16 protein-coding genes and 1 pseudogene are annotated in these 15,200 nt (G+C 45.0%); 4 read left to right on the top strand and 13 right to left on the bottom strand.

Annotation, left to right across the window (positions count from 1 at the left end):
- Positions 1 to 34 precede the first annotated feature (34 nt).
- The 3 genes from eat to R7P69_RS04980 are packed head-to-tail and all read right to left on the bottom strand — an operon-like array spanning position 35 to position 3,739.
- A complete protein-coding gene (eat, locus tag R7P69_RS04990) occupies positions 35 to 1,438 on the bottom strand; it encodes an ethanolamine permease (RefSeq protein ID WP_149192166.1) in 1,404 nt (467 codons plus the stop codon).
- Between the two features lie 11 nt (positions 1,439 to 1,449).
- Complete coding sequence (gene eutC, locus R7P69_RS04985; protein WP_238952771.1) at positions 1,450 to 2,334, bottom strand: ethanolamine ammonia-lyase subunit EutC; 885 nt, start codon at positions 2,332 to 2,334, stop codon at positions 1,450 to 1,452.
- On the bottom strand, positions 2,327 to 3,739 hold the full coding sequence (locus tag R7P69_RS04980) for an ethanolamine ammonia-lyase subunit EutB (protein WP_047102789.1): 1,413 nt from the start codon (positions 3,737 to 3,739) through the stop codon (positions 2,327 to 2,329). The genes eutC and R7P69_RS04980 overlap by 8 nt, the downstream gene beginning before the upstream one ends.
- 184 nt (positions 3,740 to 3,923) lie before the next feature.
- Here R7P69_RS04980 and R7P69_RS04975 point away from each other — a divergent pair, with 184 nt between their 5' ends.
- Positions 3,924 to 4,874 (top strand): helix-turn-helix domain-containing protein, encoded by a 951-nt coding sequence (locus R7P69_RS04975; protein WP_005373973.1) that lies wholly within the window; start codon positions 3,924 to 3,926, stop codon positions 4,872 to 4,874.
- A gap of 44 nt (positions 4,875 to 4,918) precedes the next feature.
- Here R7P69_RS04975 and R7P69_RS04970 read toward each other — a convergent pair whose 3' ends face one another.
- Complete coding sequence (locus R7P69_RS04970) at positions 4,919 to 5,446, bottom strand: TetR/AcrR family transcriptional regulator (RefSeq protein ID WP_005373975.1); 528 nt, start codon at positions 5,444 to 5,446, stop codon at positions 4,919 to 4,921.
- A gap of 122 nt (positions 5,447 to 5,568) precedes the next feature.
- Between R7P69_RS04970 and R7P69_RS04965 the strand changes: the two genes are divergently transcribed.
- Positions 5,569 to 5,790 (top strand): hypothetical protein, encoded by a 222-nt coding sequence (locus R7P69_RS04965; protein ID WP_017635120.1) that lies wholly within the window; start codon positions 5,569 to 5,571, stop codon positions 5,788 to 5,790.
- 98 nt (positions 5,791 to 5,888) lie between these two features.
- On the opposite strand, the gene R7P69_RS04960 is transcribed toward R7P69_RS04965, so the two are convergent.
- Both R7P69_RS04960 and R7P69_RS04955 read right to left on the bottom strand, forming a co-directional pair.
- The gene (locus R7P69_RS04960) at positions 5,889 to 6,260 is read right to left on the bottom strand and encodes a VOC family protein (RefSeq protein WP_005373979.1); all 372 of its coding nucleotides are present in this window, start codon (positions 6,258 to 6,260) and stop codon (positions 5,889 to 5,891) included.
- A 59-nt stretch (positions 6,261 to 6,319) separates the two neighbouring features.
- Positions 6,320 to 7,210: a LysR family transcriptional regulator gene (locus R7P69_RS04955; RefSeq protein ID WP_213866878.1), complete on the bottom strand. Its 891-nt coding sequence runs from the start codon at positions 7,208 to 7,210 to the stop codon at positions 6,320 to 6,322.
- A 109-nt stretch (positions 7,211 to 7,319) separates the two neighbouring features.
- Between R7P69_RS04955 and R7P69_RS04950 the strand changes: the two are divergent.
- A pseudogene (locus R7P69_RS04950) lies at positions 7,320 to 7,932 on the top strand (LysE family translocator).
- A gap of 130 nt (positions 7,933 to 8,062) precedes the next feature.
- Here the strand turns inward: R7P69_RS04950 and R7P69_RS04945 are convergent.
- The 3 genes from R7P69_RS04945 to R7P69_RS04935 form a co-directional block, all read right to left on the bottom strand.
- Positions 8,063 to 8,272, bottom strand: a complete 210-nt coding sequence (locus R7P69_RS04945) for a hypothetical protein (RefSeq protein WP_238952772.1) — start codon at positions 8,270 to 8,272, stop codon at positions 8,063 to 8,065.
- Between the two features lie 105 nt (positions 8,273 to 8,377).
- Positions 8,378 to 9,976 (bottom strand): chaperonin GroEL, encoded by a 1,599-nt coding sequence (gene groL, locus R7P69_RS04940; protein ID WP_053304624.1) that lies wholly within the window; start codon positions 9,974 to 9,976, stop codon positions 8,378 to 8,380.
- 33 nt (positions 9,977 to 10,009) lie between these two features.
- Positions 10,010 to 10,300, bottom strand: coding sequence for a co-chaperone GroES (locus tag R7P69_RS04935; RefSeq protein WP_005373989.1), 291 nt, complete (start codon positions 10,298 to 10,300; stop codon positions 10,010 to 10,012).
- Between the two features lie 267 nt (positions 10,301 to 10,567).
- Between R7P69_RS04935 and R7P69_RS04930 the strand changes: the two genes are divergently transcribed.
- Positions 10,568 to 10,918 carry a rhodanese-like domain-containing protein gene (locus tag R7P69_RS04930; protein WP_025768015.1) on the top strand — a complete coding sequence of 117 codons (351 nt, stop codon included), beginning with the start codon at positions 10,568 to 10,570 and terminating at the stop codon, positions 10,916 to 10,918.
- Between the two features lie 93 nt (positions 10,919 to 11,011).
- On the opposite strand, the gene R7P69_RS04925 is transcribed toward R7P69_RS04930, so the two are convergent.
- The 4 genes from R7P69_RS04925 to R7P69_RS04910 form a co-directional block, all read right to left on the bottom strand.
- Entirely contained in the window at positions 11,012 to 11,410 is a 399-nt protein-coding gene (locus tag R7P69_RS04925) for a GFA family protein (protein WP_005388696.1), read from the bottom strand.
- Between the two features lie 252 nt (positions 11,411 to 11,662).
- The gene (locus R7P69_RS04920; RefSeq protein WP_005373992.1) at positions 11,663 to 11,926 is read right to left on the bottom strand and encodes a DUF3012 domain-containing protein; all 264 of its coding nucleotides are present in this window, start codon (positions 11,924 to 11,926) and stop codon (positions 11,663 to 11,665) included.
- Between the two features lie 194 nt (positions 11,927 to 12,120).
- Positions 12,121 to 13,140, bottom strand: coding sequence for a type 2 isopentenyl-diphosphate Delta-isomerase (fni, locus tag R7P69_RS04915; protein ID WP_005388695.1), 1,020 nt, complete (start codon positions 13,138 to 13,140; stop codon positions 12,121 to 12,123).
- A 238-nt stretch (positions 13,141 to 13,378) separates the two neighbouring features.
- Positions 13,379 to 15,178, bottom strand: a complete 1,800-nt coding sequence (locus R7P69_RS04910) for a cation:proton antiporter (RefSeq protein WP_005388694.1) — start codon at positions 15,176 to 15,178, stop codon at positions 13,379 to 13,381.
- Between the last annotated feature and the right edge of the window lie 22 nt (positions 15,179 to 15,200).

Genomic DNA, 15,200 nt, shown 5'->3' with positions numbered 1-15,200 from the left:
CCCTTGATATGCTGAATAACAAGAATCAAAGTGACTATCGTACGACATCTGATTCAAGCTCTAGCTCTGCTACAGACAGCATGGCAAACTCTTCCTCGGCGGTTGCTGCCACCAGTTTGTTGCGGCTGTATAACCCATAATAAACACCACCGATAAGAAACAATCCCATTGTCATGAAAAAGGCTGAGGGATCAAAAGCATAAACACCTGTCATTGCGATCAAAGAAAGCACCAGAGAAATACTCGAAGTAATTATCCCACCAGGCGTTTTATATGGACGAGTTAATTCCGGCTGTTTAATTCGCAATAAAATATGGCTCAAGGACATTAATGCGTACGATACAGTCGCACCGACAACAGCCATCGCCAAGATTAAGTCCCCCTCACCCGTAAGTGAAACCAAGAACCCAAAAACGCCCGGAACCAAAAGCGCACGAGAAGGCACTTTTTTGTCACTGGTTAATGACAAAGTTTGCGGTAAATAACCCGCGCGGGAAAGCGCAAACACCAAGCGACTGTAACCATAAATGATTGAAAAGAAAGAAGCGATAAGGCCAGCCAATCCAAGTAAGTTCACGGCCATTGCTACCGTTGAATTGCCCGTAAGCTTTAGGGCGTCAACTAATGGCACCGCGCTATCGCCTATGACCTTTGAGCCAACCGCACCAGCCAAAAGGACGACTACGATAGTTGCGGTTAGCAATAAAAACAGCATCGCACCAATGATGCCTTTGGGAACATCTTTTGCCGGATTTTTTGCCTCCTCTGCCGCTAAAGGCACACCTTCAACCGCAAGAAACAACCACATTGCAAATGGCAACGCAGCCCATACGCCATACCACCCAAACGGCAAGATTTCTGTTGCCTGAGCCGTCGCCGGAGCAATATCGAATAAGTTATTAACGTCAAAGTGACCAATAAGCACAGCAGCAGTAATTAGAATAGCTAGCACAGCCAAACCACTGATGACCATCATTACTTTGAGAGCTTCGCCAACCCCTGCCATATGAATAGCGATAAAGACGGCGTAGAAAAGTGCGTAAACAACAGGGCCATCGATACCAACCAATTCATTCACTGCTGAGCCAATAAAAATCACTATCGCAGCAGGCGCGAGCGCATATTCAATCAAAACTGATAAGCCAGTGAAAAAGCCACCTGTCGGCCCCATCGCCTGTCTTGCGAAGCTGTAACCACCACCCGCAGCAGGAATAGCCGCAGACATTTCAGCTAAAGACAATACTAGCGTGAAATACATTACTGCCATCGCGATAGCAGCAATAAGAAAGCCTCCCCATCCTGCTTGAGCGATGCCAAAGTTCCAACCGGCAAAGTCACCAGATATAACATACGAGACACCTAAGCCAGCAAGTAAAATCCAACCTGCGGTGCCTCTTTTTAGCTGCCTTTTGGCCAAGTACTCCTGATGTTTAGACATAGTAAATCCTTCTACTTTGATGAAATTAAAAAGTTGTCGCTGTGTTTATCTTCAACGCTTGCGCCACTTGGCTCATTGATATCGGAGCGATCTTTCAGATTCACTCCTGACAGTTGTAATTTTCGAGCCTCCTTGAGCAAGTAAAATGCGCGTTCACAGGCATCGTCATAGTTGAGCCCCTGAGGGCGCACATTGGAAATGCAGTTTCTTTGGGAATCTTTAGAGCCTCGTTTAGCCCCCCAAGTGAGATACATACCCATGCTATCCGGAGAAGTTAGGCCGGGCCTCTCTCCAATTAAAACCAGCACGGCCTTGGCGTTAAAACATTCACCAACATCATCCCCTACCGCTACTCTTCCTTGCTTTACGATTGTGATAGGTGCGAATTTCCATTGATGTCCATCATCAGCGCTTAAAAGAGAAATCAATCGAGTAACAACAGGCACGGCATGGTTTTGAATTGCGACGGAAGAAAGTCCATCAGCAATAACAATCGCAAGATCAATGTCAGTGTTATGCTCATTTGCTATCGAGTTGAGCGTTTGCCAAGAAGATTCATCGAGTTGCCTTCCTAAATCGGGCCTTTGCAGGTACATAATCCGATCACTCACTTGGCTGCTCACTACCACTGGAGGCTCTAAGGTATTTTCAAGAATCGAGTAAGAGTCCGACAAACCAGCAACGAGAGACTCAATATTCAAACTGCAATGCACTGCATCCATAGCTTGGGCGTGATCCAGCTGAAATGAGAGTAACTCGTTGGTTGGTACACTGTTCCCGCTACGACCCAGAGCGATCCGAGCAGAGGTGAAGTCGCGTAACTTGCCCCACGGGTTGTGTGTGACAACTTCAGACTCATCTTGTGGGGACTGAGCAATGGTGATTACTTTACCCATGAGAATACCCCTTATTCAGTTGGTTAATTGCTCCCGAAAACGAGCGAGAGATTTGCTCACTTAACCGAACGTCTTGCACGCTCTCGAAAATCTGCATCTCCATTAACCATTGTTCAAACTCTGGTGCTGGCTTCAAACCGAGTACTTTTCTTGCGTAAAGGGCATCGTGAAATGAGGTAGTTTGATAGTTGAGCATGATGTCATCAGCCCCTGGAATACCCATGATGAACGAGCACTCGGCCACACCTAATAGTGTCAGCAAGTTATCCATGTCATTCTGATCGGCATAGGCATGATTGGTGTAACAGATATCGCAACCCATAGGTAAACCAAGCAACTTCCCACAGAAATGATCTTCAAGCCCAGCACGAATGATCTGTTTGCCATCAAACAGATACTCAGGGCCAATAAACCCAACGACAGTATTAACCAACAAAGGATCGAACTGTTTCGCGACAGCATAAGCGCGGGCTTCACAAGTCTGCTGATCGACCCCATGAAATGCATTAGCAGACAGCGCTGTACCTTGTCCGGTTTCAAAATACATCACATTGTTTCCTACACTACCTCGATTCAAAGACAACGCGGCTTCATGGGCCTCTTTCAAAATCGACAAGTCGATTCCGAAGGTATCATTCGTCCCTTGCGTGCCGCCTATCGACTGAAAAACGAGATCGACTGGTGCGCCCATTTCAATGGCTTCGATCGTGTTCGTGACATGAGTTAACACACAAGACTGAGTCGGTATTTGATAGTGTTGAATCACCTCATCCATTAAGTTCATTAACTTAATAGCTTGAGGTACATTATCTGTTGCCGGATTGATACCGATAACCGCATCGCCATTTCCGTACATCAGACCATCAAAAATGGTCGCTGCGATACCGTTGAGAGAATCAGTGGGATGATTCGGCTGTAAGCGAGTAGACAGGCGACTCGGCAAACCAATCGTATTCCGAAAAGCCGTGACAACTTGGCATTTTTTAGCAACGAGAATCAAATCCTGGTTGCGCATAATCTTACTGACTGCGGCCACCATTTCTGGTGTTAAACCTTGACGAATTTTAGCCAACGTTTCACCATCGGCTTCTTCACTCAGCAGCCAATTTCGAAAATCTCCGACCGTCAAGTGCTCAATCGGCTTAAAGGCTTCAAGGTCATGCGTATCGATAATTAGGCGAGTGATATCGTCGCTTTCGTATGGAATAACCGCCTCGTTAAGAAACGTTTTAAGTGGTAACTCAGACAGCGCCATTTGTGCGACTACACGTTCTGCCGCTGACTGAGCACAAACCCCGGCTAACGCATCGCCTGAGCGCTCCGGTGTCGCTTTCGCCATCAAGTCAGCTAATGACTTAAAGGTATAGACTTTACTTCCTTGTTGCCGACGATAAGTTGCCGTCATTGCTCTTCCTCTTCACTATTTGGTTCGCTTTTTGCTGAACTATCAATAAGCTTTAAGAAAGTATTGCCAAATGTGTTCCGTAGCGTTATCAAAAACTGGCAACATTTATAAACCAATAATAAACAATGAGTTATGTAAATACTGCTCCAACATGACTCACAAAAAAGGAATGAGCATCACAAGGATGAGTAACCAAATGCCCCAAACTGCACCAATGCTGTGCATCCATCACACTAAGGATGCAAACCAACAAGCTGCGAGTCTGATAAACTGGCAACAGGAATATGACCAACTCAGCGATGGTCGATTTTTAGGTCAAATTCGAGAACGACGATTTCCCAATTTCCATGTGTTTCGTGAAGACAGTAACCGCTCGCTAAGACAGCAATGCAGGGTTGAAGAGGGAGGTATTTGGTTGGGTTTGAGTGCGGAAAATAAGCCGCTACACCTAAATCACAGTCAGTTTAATTCAAGCCAACTTTTACTTAGGCAAGGTGGCGCTGATTTTGAGTTAATGACACCGGAGCAGTTTTCTATCTATGGAATAGTGCTCGACAAAAACTTCGTTCACATCATAGAAAATCAACTTGAGCTTGGGAGTATCCAAAACAACACATTACACTTAACGGGTTTGACGGAAAAACACATTCAACAACTTAAATACTACTTAGGCACGTTACTTGGTTCCGCCGAGCCAAGATGGTCTGAAACCACACATCAAGCAATCTTAAAAGATATTGTGCTGGAGTTGTTCTCACTCAGTTCACTGCACACGAGCCATCCGATATCAATCTCTCATCGTCAACACGTGATGCACCGTATAAAACAACAGCTACAGGATCTAGACTACCGTACACCGATAACCGTCAGTGAACTGTGTGACGCAGTACACGTCAGTCGTCGCACACTACAGTACACCTTTGAACATTGCTGTAATACTTCCCCAAAGCAGTTCATACATCGAATGCGCCTGAATCAAGTACGTAGAGTGCTACAAAGCCCTGAAGATAATCGAACAATTGCAGAAATCGCTTTTGACTTTGGTTTTTTCCATCTCGGGCAGTTCAGTCAAAGCTACAAGCGGCTATTTGGTGAGACGCCAACTGAAACGAGAAAATGGGAGCCCAGCAAATAAAATGACAGGCAGTATATTCTTTCAGATCCTGCGTTGGGGCCATGTTATGCAGTCGCAATGATTTGCTGAAACTTAGCATGAAGCTCTTCAAGTGCCGCTTCAACATCCGGTTCTGCACGGCTCAAGTGCGAGATTAACGTCATAAAATAGCAGTCAAAAATCAGCGGTATTTTTCCCTCAAGGACGGAGCTTCCGTTTACAGATTGAAACAAAGCTTGGTTAAACGACTGATAATAATCCAAATCCCAAATCACTTCTTTCAACAAAGCTCGGCTCAGCTCAACGTTCGCAAAATAGTAGCGATAGTATTTCTCCGTCAGTGCCAAACCAATGTCGATATCGGTTTTACCTTCCACACTGACTAGCGTTTCTTGGCTGATCTGTTGCAGTTGCGCCAGCATCCCTTCGCGCAAAATCGACAGTTTAGTCGGGAAATGGCTAAACACTGTACCATCGGCTACTCCTGCTTCTCTCGCTATCTGCCTTGTGGTCGTCATGTCATAGCCATTTTGAGCAAAAGATGCCCATGCGGCTTTTAGAATTTTATCTCTGGTTTGTTGTCGCTTCGTCATTGATGTGTCTGCTTAATGAGCCTGAAAGGATCATACCTTGCGTGGTTGAGATTGACAAATTGAGCGCGCTCATTTATAAAATTGAGCATGCTCATTTTATATAAAAACAAAAGGAATCGCTCATGTACGTATTAAACAAACTAGGCCAAGGATTGATTTTCTTCCCGACCATCTTCTGCTTTTCGTATATTTTAAGACCGATATTAATGGTCATCCTTATTCCAGGAGGACTCGCACTTTTGGCGTTAATCGGTGGCGCAGAAGTCAGAGCAGAACTCAAAGCCATGCTGCTTGAGGAGTTTTTTGGCGTTAGCCCATCGCACACCACCTCGAAAAAGGCGTGAGTGCGCTACAAACGTTGGCAAGGCTAAGTAAAAAAGAAAACGCGCAGATATCGAGATCTCAATACCTGCGCGTAGATGTGGTGAAAATAAGACTGGCGTTAGTCAGTATTCATGTTCTGGCCAATTCGCCATAAAACGCCACTAGGGTCAAACAAACAACATTCGCGCATGCCCCAAGGTTGCTCGACCAGCTCAGTCAAACGCGAACCAAATTCTTCATGACCCACTTTGGATAAGTGCTGATGCCAGCTTTCTGCGTCTTCTACGAGCAAGTGCATCATGAAGTTATTGCCGTGTTCTGGCTCATAAAAATTCTGTAAAAGAAACGCGCAGCTACCTTGAGAGAAGTATGCTACATCACCGAAGTCCGATGCCATTTCAAAGCCAATCGCCTCATAAAAACGTTTTGATAGCGCGTAATCTTTCGCCGGAACAAATGATTTGATTTCAACAATATTGAGGTTTTCCATTTCCAATTTCCTAAGCCTTTTTCCATAAAACTGACTGACGTAATCTCGCTCTATGCCTTCTATTCGCCTTGCGTAATCTGCTGTGATGACAGTGGCACACACTCTGCCATTTGCGTTTGTAACCACGTGATAAATTTATGTTCGAGTTCTGTACGCTTTTTATCTTGACTCAATAAAACGTAATTGCAACTTGATGGAGAAAACCCAAATGGTGCGACCAAATTACCACGCTTAATATCGTCCATGACAAAAGGATACGATCCCATTGCGACGCCTAAGCCATCCACCGCTGCTTGTATGCAAAAATAAAAATGCGTGAATGATTGCTGAGTGTTGCCGTTGAAAGTTTCACAACGTGTTGATTGCTGCCAATCCGCCCAAGCATTCGGTCTGGTTTGGCTATTCAACAATCGAGCTGCTTTCAAATTGTCTTTAATGGATTGCCAATACTCAGGAGAAAATACCGGCCCCACCCACTCTTCCACAAGAATGGTTTTGTCGTAATCGTGATGCTGCGCAAAATCGTCTCGACGAATCGCCATCGAAAGCCCAGTTGATCCTAATGTTACCGGGCCACCAGCCGTCGACAAACGAACATCAGCACGGTGTTCATCATTAAACGCGGCCAACCTTGGCATCAACCAGCGCATGGTTAATGTCGGTTCACAAGACACTTCAAGATGCTGATGCTTCTCTTGCATAAGCGTATTCACGCCTGTTTCTAGCGTTTGGAATGCCGTTTCTGTGTATGTCTTGAGTAATTCGCCTTCTGCCGTCAACACGACTTTCCTGCCCTCTTTGAAGAACAAAGGTTGAGACAGATATTGCTCAAGTTGCTTGATCTGCTTACTCACGGCTCCGTGGGTAATGTTCAGTTTGTCAGCCGCTTCAGTGTAGCTTGAAGAACTCGCCGCAACGTGGAAGACATAAAAAGATTTCAGGTGACGCATCTGTGAGTTTTTCTCACCAATATGGGAATATTTTTCGATTATAGTCAGTAATAAAGACGCCTACAATTCCGCTACATCCCAGACTTCATCATTCAAACAGGAAATCGATATGGAATTTGTAACTCTTGCGTTATTAGGTGTGCTTATTGTTATTAGCCCTGGCGCAGACTTTGTTTTGGTATTAAGAAATAGCTTAAATCAAGGACGAAAAGCAGGCGTGTACAGTGCGATTGGTATCAGCATGGCGATCAGCATCCACATCGCTTACTCCATGCTGGGGATCAGTTACTTAATTTCACAAAATGAATGGTTGTTTAATCTCGTGCGCTATCTTGGGGCCGCTTATCTTGTCTACCTTGGGATTAAAGGAATATTCTCCTCGCAGCCTGCGTCAAACTCAGAAACCATTCAACAGAGCGAGTATTCAATGTGGCGATTTTTCATGCAGGGATTTCTGTGTAATTTACTCAATCCCAAGACGATGCTGTTTTTTCTGAGTATTTTTAGCCAAGTGATTTCTCCCGACTCTAATCAGCAACACATCGCCTTTTTTTTACGGGATTTATATGATTGCGCTGCATGGTATTTGGTTTTCTATCGTTGCTGTTTTATTCACGTCATCCCAGCTACAAGCTTTCTTGTTGAAGATTAAGCATCGACTCAATCAAGCATGTGGGGCGGGATTGATCATTTTCGGCGCAATGCTGGGCTTAAAGGTGTAGTGCGCTTGCGGTCCGATTACCCCAGTTCAAATTGATCATTGAACAAGTGGCAGTAATCAAATAAAAATCTACATTATCAATACTTTAAATTAGAAAAAACAGCCAACGTGCGCTGGCTGTTTCGATACAGTTAATGGATGACCCGAGCGTCCCCTTTAAATAACTGAGACAGATCGATAGTGAATATCGTCTCTGTCGGACGTTTAGGCAGAGCATTTTCGATCGAAAACTCTGGCCCAGCTGGAACGAGGGGGAAGTGAATAGCAGTCGGCCACGTTGACGAAGCTTCATTACCGCCCGGCTCAGATATTGAGAAAGAAAACGCAGGTAAACGGGTCATAACACTTACCTCAAATGACTGATTAGCGGGCTCAAGCGAGCCCGCTTAGGTTTTGCAATGTTATTGTTATTTTAACGCTTACTTAATCACTAACGATTGATGACGTTAGATATCAAGTTCTTTGTCTTCAACGTGGTTGGTGATCATCGCTTCAGTGGTGATCATCAAGCCAGCAACAGACGCTGCGAATTGAAGCGCTGAACGTGTTACTTTCGCAGGGTCCAAGATGCCCATTTCGATCATGTTGCCGTATTCACCTGTTGCAGCGTTGTAACCGTAATCGGAATCACCAGCTTTGACAGCGTTCGCCACAACAGAAGCTTCGTCACCTGCGTTAGTTGCGATTTGACGAAGAGGCTCTTCCATTGCACGTAGCGCAACTCGGATACCCACGTTTTGGTCATCATTGTCGCCTTTTAGATCCGCCAATTCTTTCGCGATCTTAGTTAGGGCAACACCACCACCAGCAACAATACCTTCTTCAACCGCTGCGCGAGTAGCGTGTAGCGCATCGTCCACGCGATCTTTCTTCTCTTTCATCTCAACTTCGGTTGCAGCGCCGATCTTGATCACCGCTACGCCGCCAGATAGCTTCGCAACACGTTGTTGAAGCTTATCTTTGTCGTATTGAGAAGTGGTTGTTTCGATTTGTTTTTCAATCGAAGCCACACGATCAGCAATCGCGCTTGCTTCTGCTGCGCCACCCACAATGGTTGTTGTGTCTTTGGTAATGGTCACTTTCTTCGCACTACCTAGTTGCTCTAACGTTGCTTTTTCGAGCTCTAGGCCGATTTCTTCAGAGATGACCGTACCAGCAGTTAGTACCGCAATGTCTTCCATCATCGCTTTACGGTTGTCACCAAAGCCAGGCGCTTTCACCGCAGTCGCACGCACGATGCCGCGCATGTTGTTCACAACCAATGTCGCTAGCGCTTCACCTTCGATGTCTTCAGCAATGATCAATAGCGAGCGAGAAGATTTCGCCACTTCTTCTAATACAGGCAATAGCTCGCGGATGCTACTGACTTTCTTGTCCACCAATAGGATGTAAGGGTTGTCTAGCTCTACGCTGCCATTTTCTTGGTTAGTGATGAAGTATGGCGACAAGTAACCGCGGTCAAATTGCATACCTTCAACCACAGACAATTCGTTGTTTAGACCTTGGCCTTCTTCAACCGTAATCACGCCATTGCGACCCACTTTCTCCATCGCTTCTGCAATGATTTCACCGATCGCGCGATCGCTGTTTGCAGAAATGCTACCCACTTGGGTGATGGATTCTTTGTCGCTGCATGGCTTAGACATTTCACGTAGTTTCTCAACCGCCGCTTCAGTGGCTTTGTCGATACCACGTTTTAGGTCCATTGGGTTCATGCCAGAGGCTACCGCTTTAAGACCTTCATTGATGAAAGATTGCGCCAGTACGGTAGCGGTCGTTGTACCGTCCCCCGCTTCATCATTCGCTTTGGACGCCACTTGTTTCACCATTTGTGCGCCCATGTTTTCGAACTTATCTTTCAGTTCGATTTCTTTCGCTACAGACACGCCATCTTTGGTGATGGTTGGCGCGCCGTAAGATTTATCAAGCACAACGTTGCGGCCTTTCGGGCCTAGTGTCACTTTTACTGCGTCCGCCAGTAAGTTCACACCTTTCAGCATTTTTTGACGTGCGTCATTAGCAAATAATACGTCTTTTGCAGCCATGGTTATCTCCTCAAAAAACTACTACAAAAATAATTACTCAACGATTGCTAACACATCAGATTCGGACAGAATTAAGTATTCTGCGCCGTCAATTTTCTCGGTTTTCACGCCGTAACCGTCATTGAAAATGATTTGGTCGCCCACTTTGACTTCCATCGCAGCGCGTTCGCCATTTTCAAGACGTTTACCTAAACCAACAGCAATGACTTTCCCGCGGTTTGATTTTTTCACCGACTGAGAAGTTAAAACGATTCCCCCTTCAGATTTATTTTCCACCTCTTGTCTTTCAACAATTAGCTTGTCATTTAAAGGACGAATTTTCATTTTTAAGTGCCTCCTACTTGGAACCAAAAATAAAAGACAAAATAAACATCAAGATGGATTTGCGAGTCGACAGCTCGCTTTCGATGAAAATAATAAGGTCGAAAAATGAGAGTTCAAGAGGTGAATTTGATAAAAATTTTTTATTAAATTAAATAAAATTTTCTATCGAATTATCGCATTCACAACCACTTAGCATCTCTTTATGATGGAAAATGTGCTCAATCAAATCTAGAGTGGTTACGTACTCTTAAAAAGGATAATCAAACAATGAAAAAGGCCGTATCTCTATTTCTTGCAACGTTATGCGTTGGCTTCCTCTCACCCAACGTGTCAGCTTCTGAACGCGCTGAACAAGGTTGGCAATTGATTGACGAGGGCGCGATGATTGTCGATGTGCGCACGCCGCAAGAGTTTTCTGAAGGGCATTTGGATAATGCCGTCAACTTCCCTTTATCTGAACTTGATAAACATTTTCAAGACGTCGATAAAGATCAAGCTATCGTGTTGTACTGTCGCAGTGGTAACCGCTCTGGCAAAGCGTATCAATACTTACAATCGCAAGGCTTTACGAATCTGCACAATGCAGGTGGCTTTGAAGAACTACAAGACGCCAAATAGTCGTCTCCGTTCTAATATACAAAGTAAAAGCACAGAGCGCGTCGCAAGCGTATTGTAACGCGCTCTGTTTCTAAATACTTATCTACAACAACTCTATTTTGGCCCTGCATCAAATTGAGTCAGGTTATCCGATATCTCGAGCCACGGCGCTTTCGACGCGACAAAAATATGGAAATCAGGCTTGTGAGAAGGTGTGTCATCCAAGATACCAAGGCGAATATTGACGATCCCATTGTTCTTTTTCGAATACAGACTTGATCCGCAGTGGCGACAAAAGCATAGCATGGTATTTTCGCTTTTCTGATAAGTTTGAATATCTTCTTTCCCTTGGATAATAAGCAGTTTATCCAACGCAATACCACCGGCAGATGAATAGTCAGAACCTGTGAACTTGCGGCATTCAGAGCAATGGCAATTTCCCATGTACTTGAATTCATCTGCCACTTCCAACTTTACCTTGCCGCACAGACATGAGCCTTTTAGTACTTCCATTTGAATTCCTTTTTGTTATGAATCTAATTGAATTAGATGGCTATCTCGACACCATGCCACTGCAATACGAAAAATTAAAGACAGGCAATACAGGTTTTCAAAAATGAAACGAAAATGTAAAACATTCCATTCAGAGGGAAGTGCGCTCGACACGTGAAAAATCGAGCTATTTTAGATACAAAAACACCAAGCAATAACGCTTGGTGTTTACCTCACAGAATGTCGCCTCAGAAAAGGCGCGTTCCGCTGTGCTTAAAAAATGCAGTGTTTAGTAAAGCTGGTCGCTTCGTTTGCAGTCCAGTCACCTTTCGGCTTATCTTTCAGGTTTTCACACCATTGCTCGCTGCCGACACCATCTTGCAGAACACAATGCTTTGCAAAGTCTACCGCGTTGTCTGCTGTCCATTCTGTTTTTGGCTTATCGCGCATGTCGTTACACCAGCCTTCAGTGCCCACTTCATCACTACAAGCGGTCAAAGCAGAAGCCGCCAACATCAGCATGACTAGTTTTTTCATAAATTTGAGGTTCCAGTTGCAAACAATAGTAAAATTAAACTCAATCTCTTCAACACATGCCCATTCAAGTGTCTGAATAAAGGCGTCACTAGCTGAAGTGACTTTTGTATCAACTATAACGAAATTATCAGTCTACGTGTTAAGACACCGAAAAATTATTGAGCGACTCTGTGTAAAGCGCGCCATTCTAAAAGCTATAGGCAGCGCGCTTTTGTTAGCTCACCAACCTTAAAAGAGCCAGTACCAAAGCACGCTAAACGCAGCTCTAATGCCATTTGTTCAAAGTGATCGACGACAGACTGCGTGCTGATCGTCGCAGCTTTTAATACCGCACCAGCTTGCCCAATGAGATTAGCACCCAAATGAATGGCTTTCGCCGCTTCAAGTCCGTTATGAACACCTCCCGAGGCGATCAAGGGTAATGTAGGATGCAGTGCGCGGATTTGAGCCAAACATGTTGCTGTAGGGACACCCCAATCGCGGAAAAGCTCGGCTGCACGCTGCATTTTCGGATTATCTTGGCAATACCCTTCAACCGCACTCCAGCTTGTGCCACCCGCGCCCGCAACGTCGATTGCATCCACACCAGCATCAATTAATCGCTGCGCAACGTGTCCGCTAATACCAAAACCGACTTCTTTGATAATGATAGGAACCTTCACGCGAGATTTAAGCATCTCAATTGCCTGGAAAACACCAACCCAATTGTGGTCGCCATTTTTCTGAAACGCTTCCTGCATTGGATTAACGTGCACAAACAAGGCATCTGCTTGAATCGCCTCAACCGCACGTTGCGCATTATCGAGTTTACCTTTATCGAGCAATTGAGCGGCTCCAAGGTTGGAATACAACGGTACTTCTTTCGCCAACTCACGAATGGTTTTACCCAAGCCCGAATGCTGACTTTCTTCTAAGCTAATCCGTTGCGAGCCCACACCCATGGCAATACCTAATTCACTTGCGGCTTCAGCCAAACGACAATTGATCGTTTCTGCGTCTTTTGCTCCGCCAGTCATCGAGCTAATCAAAAATGGTAGCGCTAATTGATGACCAAGAAACTCTGTCGATAAATCGATCGCGTGAAAGTCACATTCTGGCAGCGCACAGTGTTCGAACTCGACAGACTCAAAACCCGCCGTTTTATGCTTCATGCTCATATCATGATGTAAAACAGCATCTAGGTGTAAATCTTTTCGGTTAGTTTGCGGAGCCATAATGTCACCCTAAAGTAAAACAGTCGCGCAGTATTGCGATCCTTATCAGTAACGTCAATGCGAATTTTGTGAATTTGCCGGATTACTTTTCCGAAACGAGTAATGAATCTCGACTGCCCCTGACATTATAAGAAAAGAAACTCGCTTTCCGTTTTCAACAAGCCGGCAAGTTTCTCTTCAAATTGAGATAATCAGCGTACGATACCCATGATGCAAATGGATCACATTGCTCTGTAGTTTACTTTACGCTGTCCGACAGAATTAGCGACACAACAGTGCTTGTCGTCGTTGGTTCAAACTGCTCTGGATCATCACAGAATTGAATTTTTCCTTTTTCTTCTACATGGAACAGCGGTACAACTGAACTACCTTTGTGATGCGCTAAATAATCTTGATACGTGAAGTTATCGCTCAATTTCGTGTGTTTAACCTCTGCACCACGACTTAACATACTGGCTAGCTGGGTATAGCTTACATTGCCGCCCATCAGCAATTTACCATGGTACTCCTGAGCCACGGAGTGCTTCTCGCTGCCATTGCTGTTGGTTTTCACTTTTTGTAAGCAGTGAACTTTATCTTCCCCGAACTCGTCGACGAATTGCATGCAAGCCATAATGTTGAAATGCTGATCGGGCGTTAATGCAACCACTTGACCTATTCCTATCAAGTTCAAGTTGTCGTCCGCGTGACTAGAAATAGGGTTGCCGTAATAGTAATCCAGTCCCAACATACGAACCTGACTGATGTACTCCCAGTTTGAGTCAGTCATTAATACGCGACGGTCATAACGCGACAACGCCTGCCCTATTTCTCTTGCTACTCGGTTAGCACCAATCAACAAGAAGCCGCGTGGTGCTGGCTCTGCGACGCCCAACGTCAGCGCTACAGGACGTGCCGTCGCACTTTGTAACACGACCGTTCCTATAATCACCATGAAGGTCATAGGGACCAGTAAAATCGCTTCATCAATGCCGTATTCAGTCAATTTGATCGCGAAAAGAGACGAAATCGAAGCAGCAACAATACCGCGCGGTGCAACCCAAGACAAAAACAGCTTATCTTTGAGACGCAAGTTGCTGCGGAAGGTTGAAAGAAAAATCGATAACGGACGCGACACTAACTGCATAAATACAAACAACAATAACGCACCGCTACCTAGCGCAGCAAAATCATCCAGACTGATTCGAGCCGCAAGGAAGATGAACAATCCGGTGATCAGTAAAATGGTTAAATGCTCTTTAAAATGCAGAATTTGCTGAATATTGATGTCTTTAGCGTTTGCGAGCCACATACCCATTACGGTGACGGTTAGTAACCCAGCTTCAGACTCAATGTGGTTAGAGACCGAAAATACACCTAGAACCACCATCAAAACCGCAAATGGCTGCAAATATTCCGGTAGCCAAGAACGACGCATGATCGTCGCAACTGCATAGCCTGAGGCCGCACCTAGCATGACACCGACAGCAATGATCGTCCCAAACACTTCGACGCTATTTATCGCACTGTGAGATACGATAAACTCGTAAACCATCACAACAAAAAGCGCACCGAGCGGGTCAATCAAAATCCCTTCCCATCGCAAAATGTTAGCAAGCGTACTGTTAGGTCTTACGGTTCTTAGAAGTGGCACGATGACCGTCGGCCCTGTTACTACGGTTAAGCTGCCGAACAACATGGCAAGCTCCCAAGTAAAGCCGAGGAAATAGTGTGTTGCGATACTGGTCGCTGCCCACGAAATGATCGCCCCGATGGAAACAATGCTCCATACCGAACCACTCACGCCACGAATTTCTTTAAAATTTAAGGTCAAACTGCCTTCAAATAAAATCACTGCCACCGCTAAAGAAACCAACGGAAAGAGCAAATTACCTAATATCTCATCAGGATTTAACCACTGCATAAATGGCCCGACGATCAGCCCTGCCAACAACAAAAATAAAATCGCTGGCAAACGCAATCGCCAAGCTAACCATTGGCAACCTAAACCAATAACCCCAACCGCTGACAGCACCAGCGCTTCATTACCCACTTGCATCAATAATTACCTGTTTTTGTCT

Source organism: Vibrio sp. 661 (genome assembly GCF_033339315.1).
GTDB classification, from domain to species: Bacteria; Pseudomonadota; Gammaproteobacteria; order Enterobacterales; family Vibrionaceae; genus Vibrio; species Vibrio alginolyticus.
Note: the sequence above shows the minus strand (reverse complement) of the source record. Positions and strands in the feature narration are given on the sequence as shown.

Coding starts and splice junctions, on each gene's coding strand:
- R7P69_RS04980 (WP_047102789.1), bottom strand. CDS start 3,739: ATGACGGCAACTTATCGTCGGCAACAAGGAAGTAAAGTCTATACCTTT.
- R7P69_RS04910 (WP_005388694.1), bottom strand. CDS start 15,178: ATGCAAGTGGGTAATGAAGCGCTGGTGCTGTCAGCGGTTGGGGTTATT.
- R7P69_RS04955 (WP_213866878.1), bottom strand. CDS start 7,210: ATGCGTCACCTGAAATCTTTTTATGTCTTCCACGTTGCGGCGAGTTCT.
- R7P69_RS04925 (WP_005388696.1), bottom strand. CDS start 11,410: ATGGAAGTACTAAAAGGCTCATGTCTGTGCGGCAAGGTAAAGTTGGAA.
- R7P69_RS04970 (WP_005373975.1), bottom strand. CDS start 5,446: ATGACGAAGCGACAACAAACCAGAGATAAAATTCTAAAAGCCGCATGG.
- eutC (WP_238952771.1), bottom strand. CDS start 2,334: ATGGGTAAAGTAATCACCATTGCTCAGTCCCCACAAGATGAGTCTGAA.
- R7P69_RS04965 (WP_017635120.1), top strand. CDS start 5,569: ATGTACGTATTAAACAAACTAGGCCAAGGATTGATTTTCTTCCCGACC.
- fni (WP_005388695.1), bottom strand. CDS start 13,140: ATGGCTCCGCAAACTAACCGAAAAGATTTACACCTAGATGCTGTTTTA.
- R7P69_RS04930 (WP_025768015.1), top strand. CDS start 10,568: ATGAAAAAGGCCGTATCTCTATTTCTTGCAACGTTATGCGTTGGCTTC.
- R7P69_RS04945 (WP_238952772.1), bottom strand. CDS start 8,272: ATGACCCGTTTACCTGCGTTTTCTTTCTCAATATCTGAGCCGGGCGGT.
- eat (WP_149192166.1), bottom strand. CDS start 1,438: ATGTCTAAACATCAGGAGTACTTGGCCAAAAGGCAGCTAAAAAGAGGC.
- R7P69_RS04920 (WP_005373992.1), bottom strand. CDS start 11,926: ATGAAAAAACTAGTCATGCTGATGTTGGCGGCTTCTGCTTTGACCGCT.
- R7P69_RS04935 (WP_005373989.1), bottom strand. CDS start 10,300: ATGAAAATTCGTCCTTTAAATGACAAGCTAATTGTTGAAAGACAAGAG.
- R7P69_RS04975 (WP_005373973.1), top strand. CDS start 3,924: ATGAGTAACCAAATGCCCCAAACTGCACCAATGCTGTGCATCCATCAC.
- groL (WP_053304624.1), bottom strand. CDS start 9,976: ATGGCTGCAAAAGACGTATTATTTGCTAATGACGCACGTCAAAAAATG.
- R7P69_RS04960 (WP_005373979.1), bottom strand. CDS start 6,260: ATGGAAAACCTCAATATTGTTGAAATCAAATCATTTGTTCCGGCGAAA.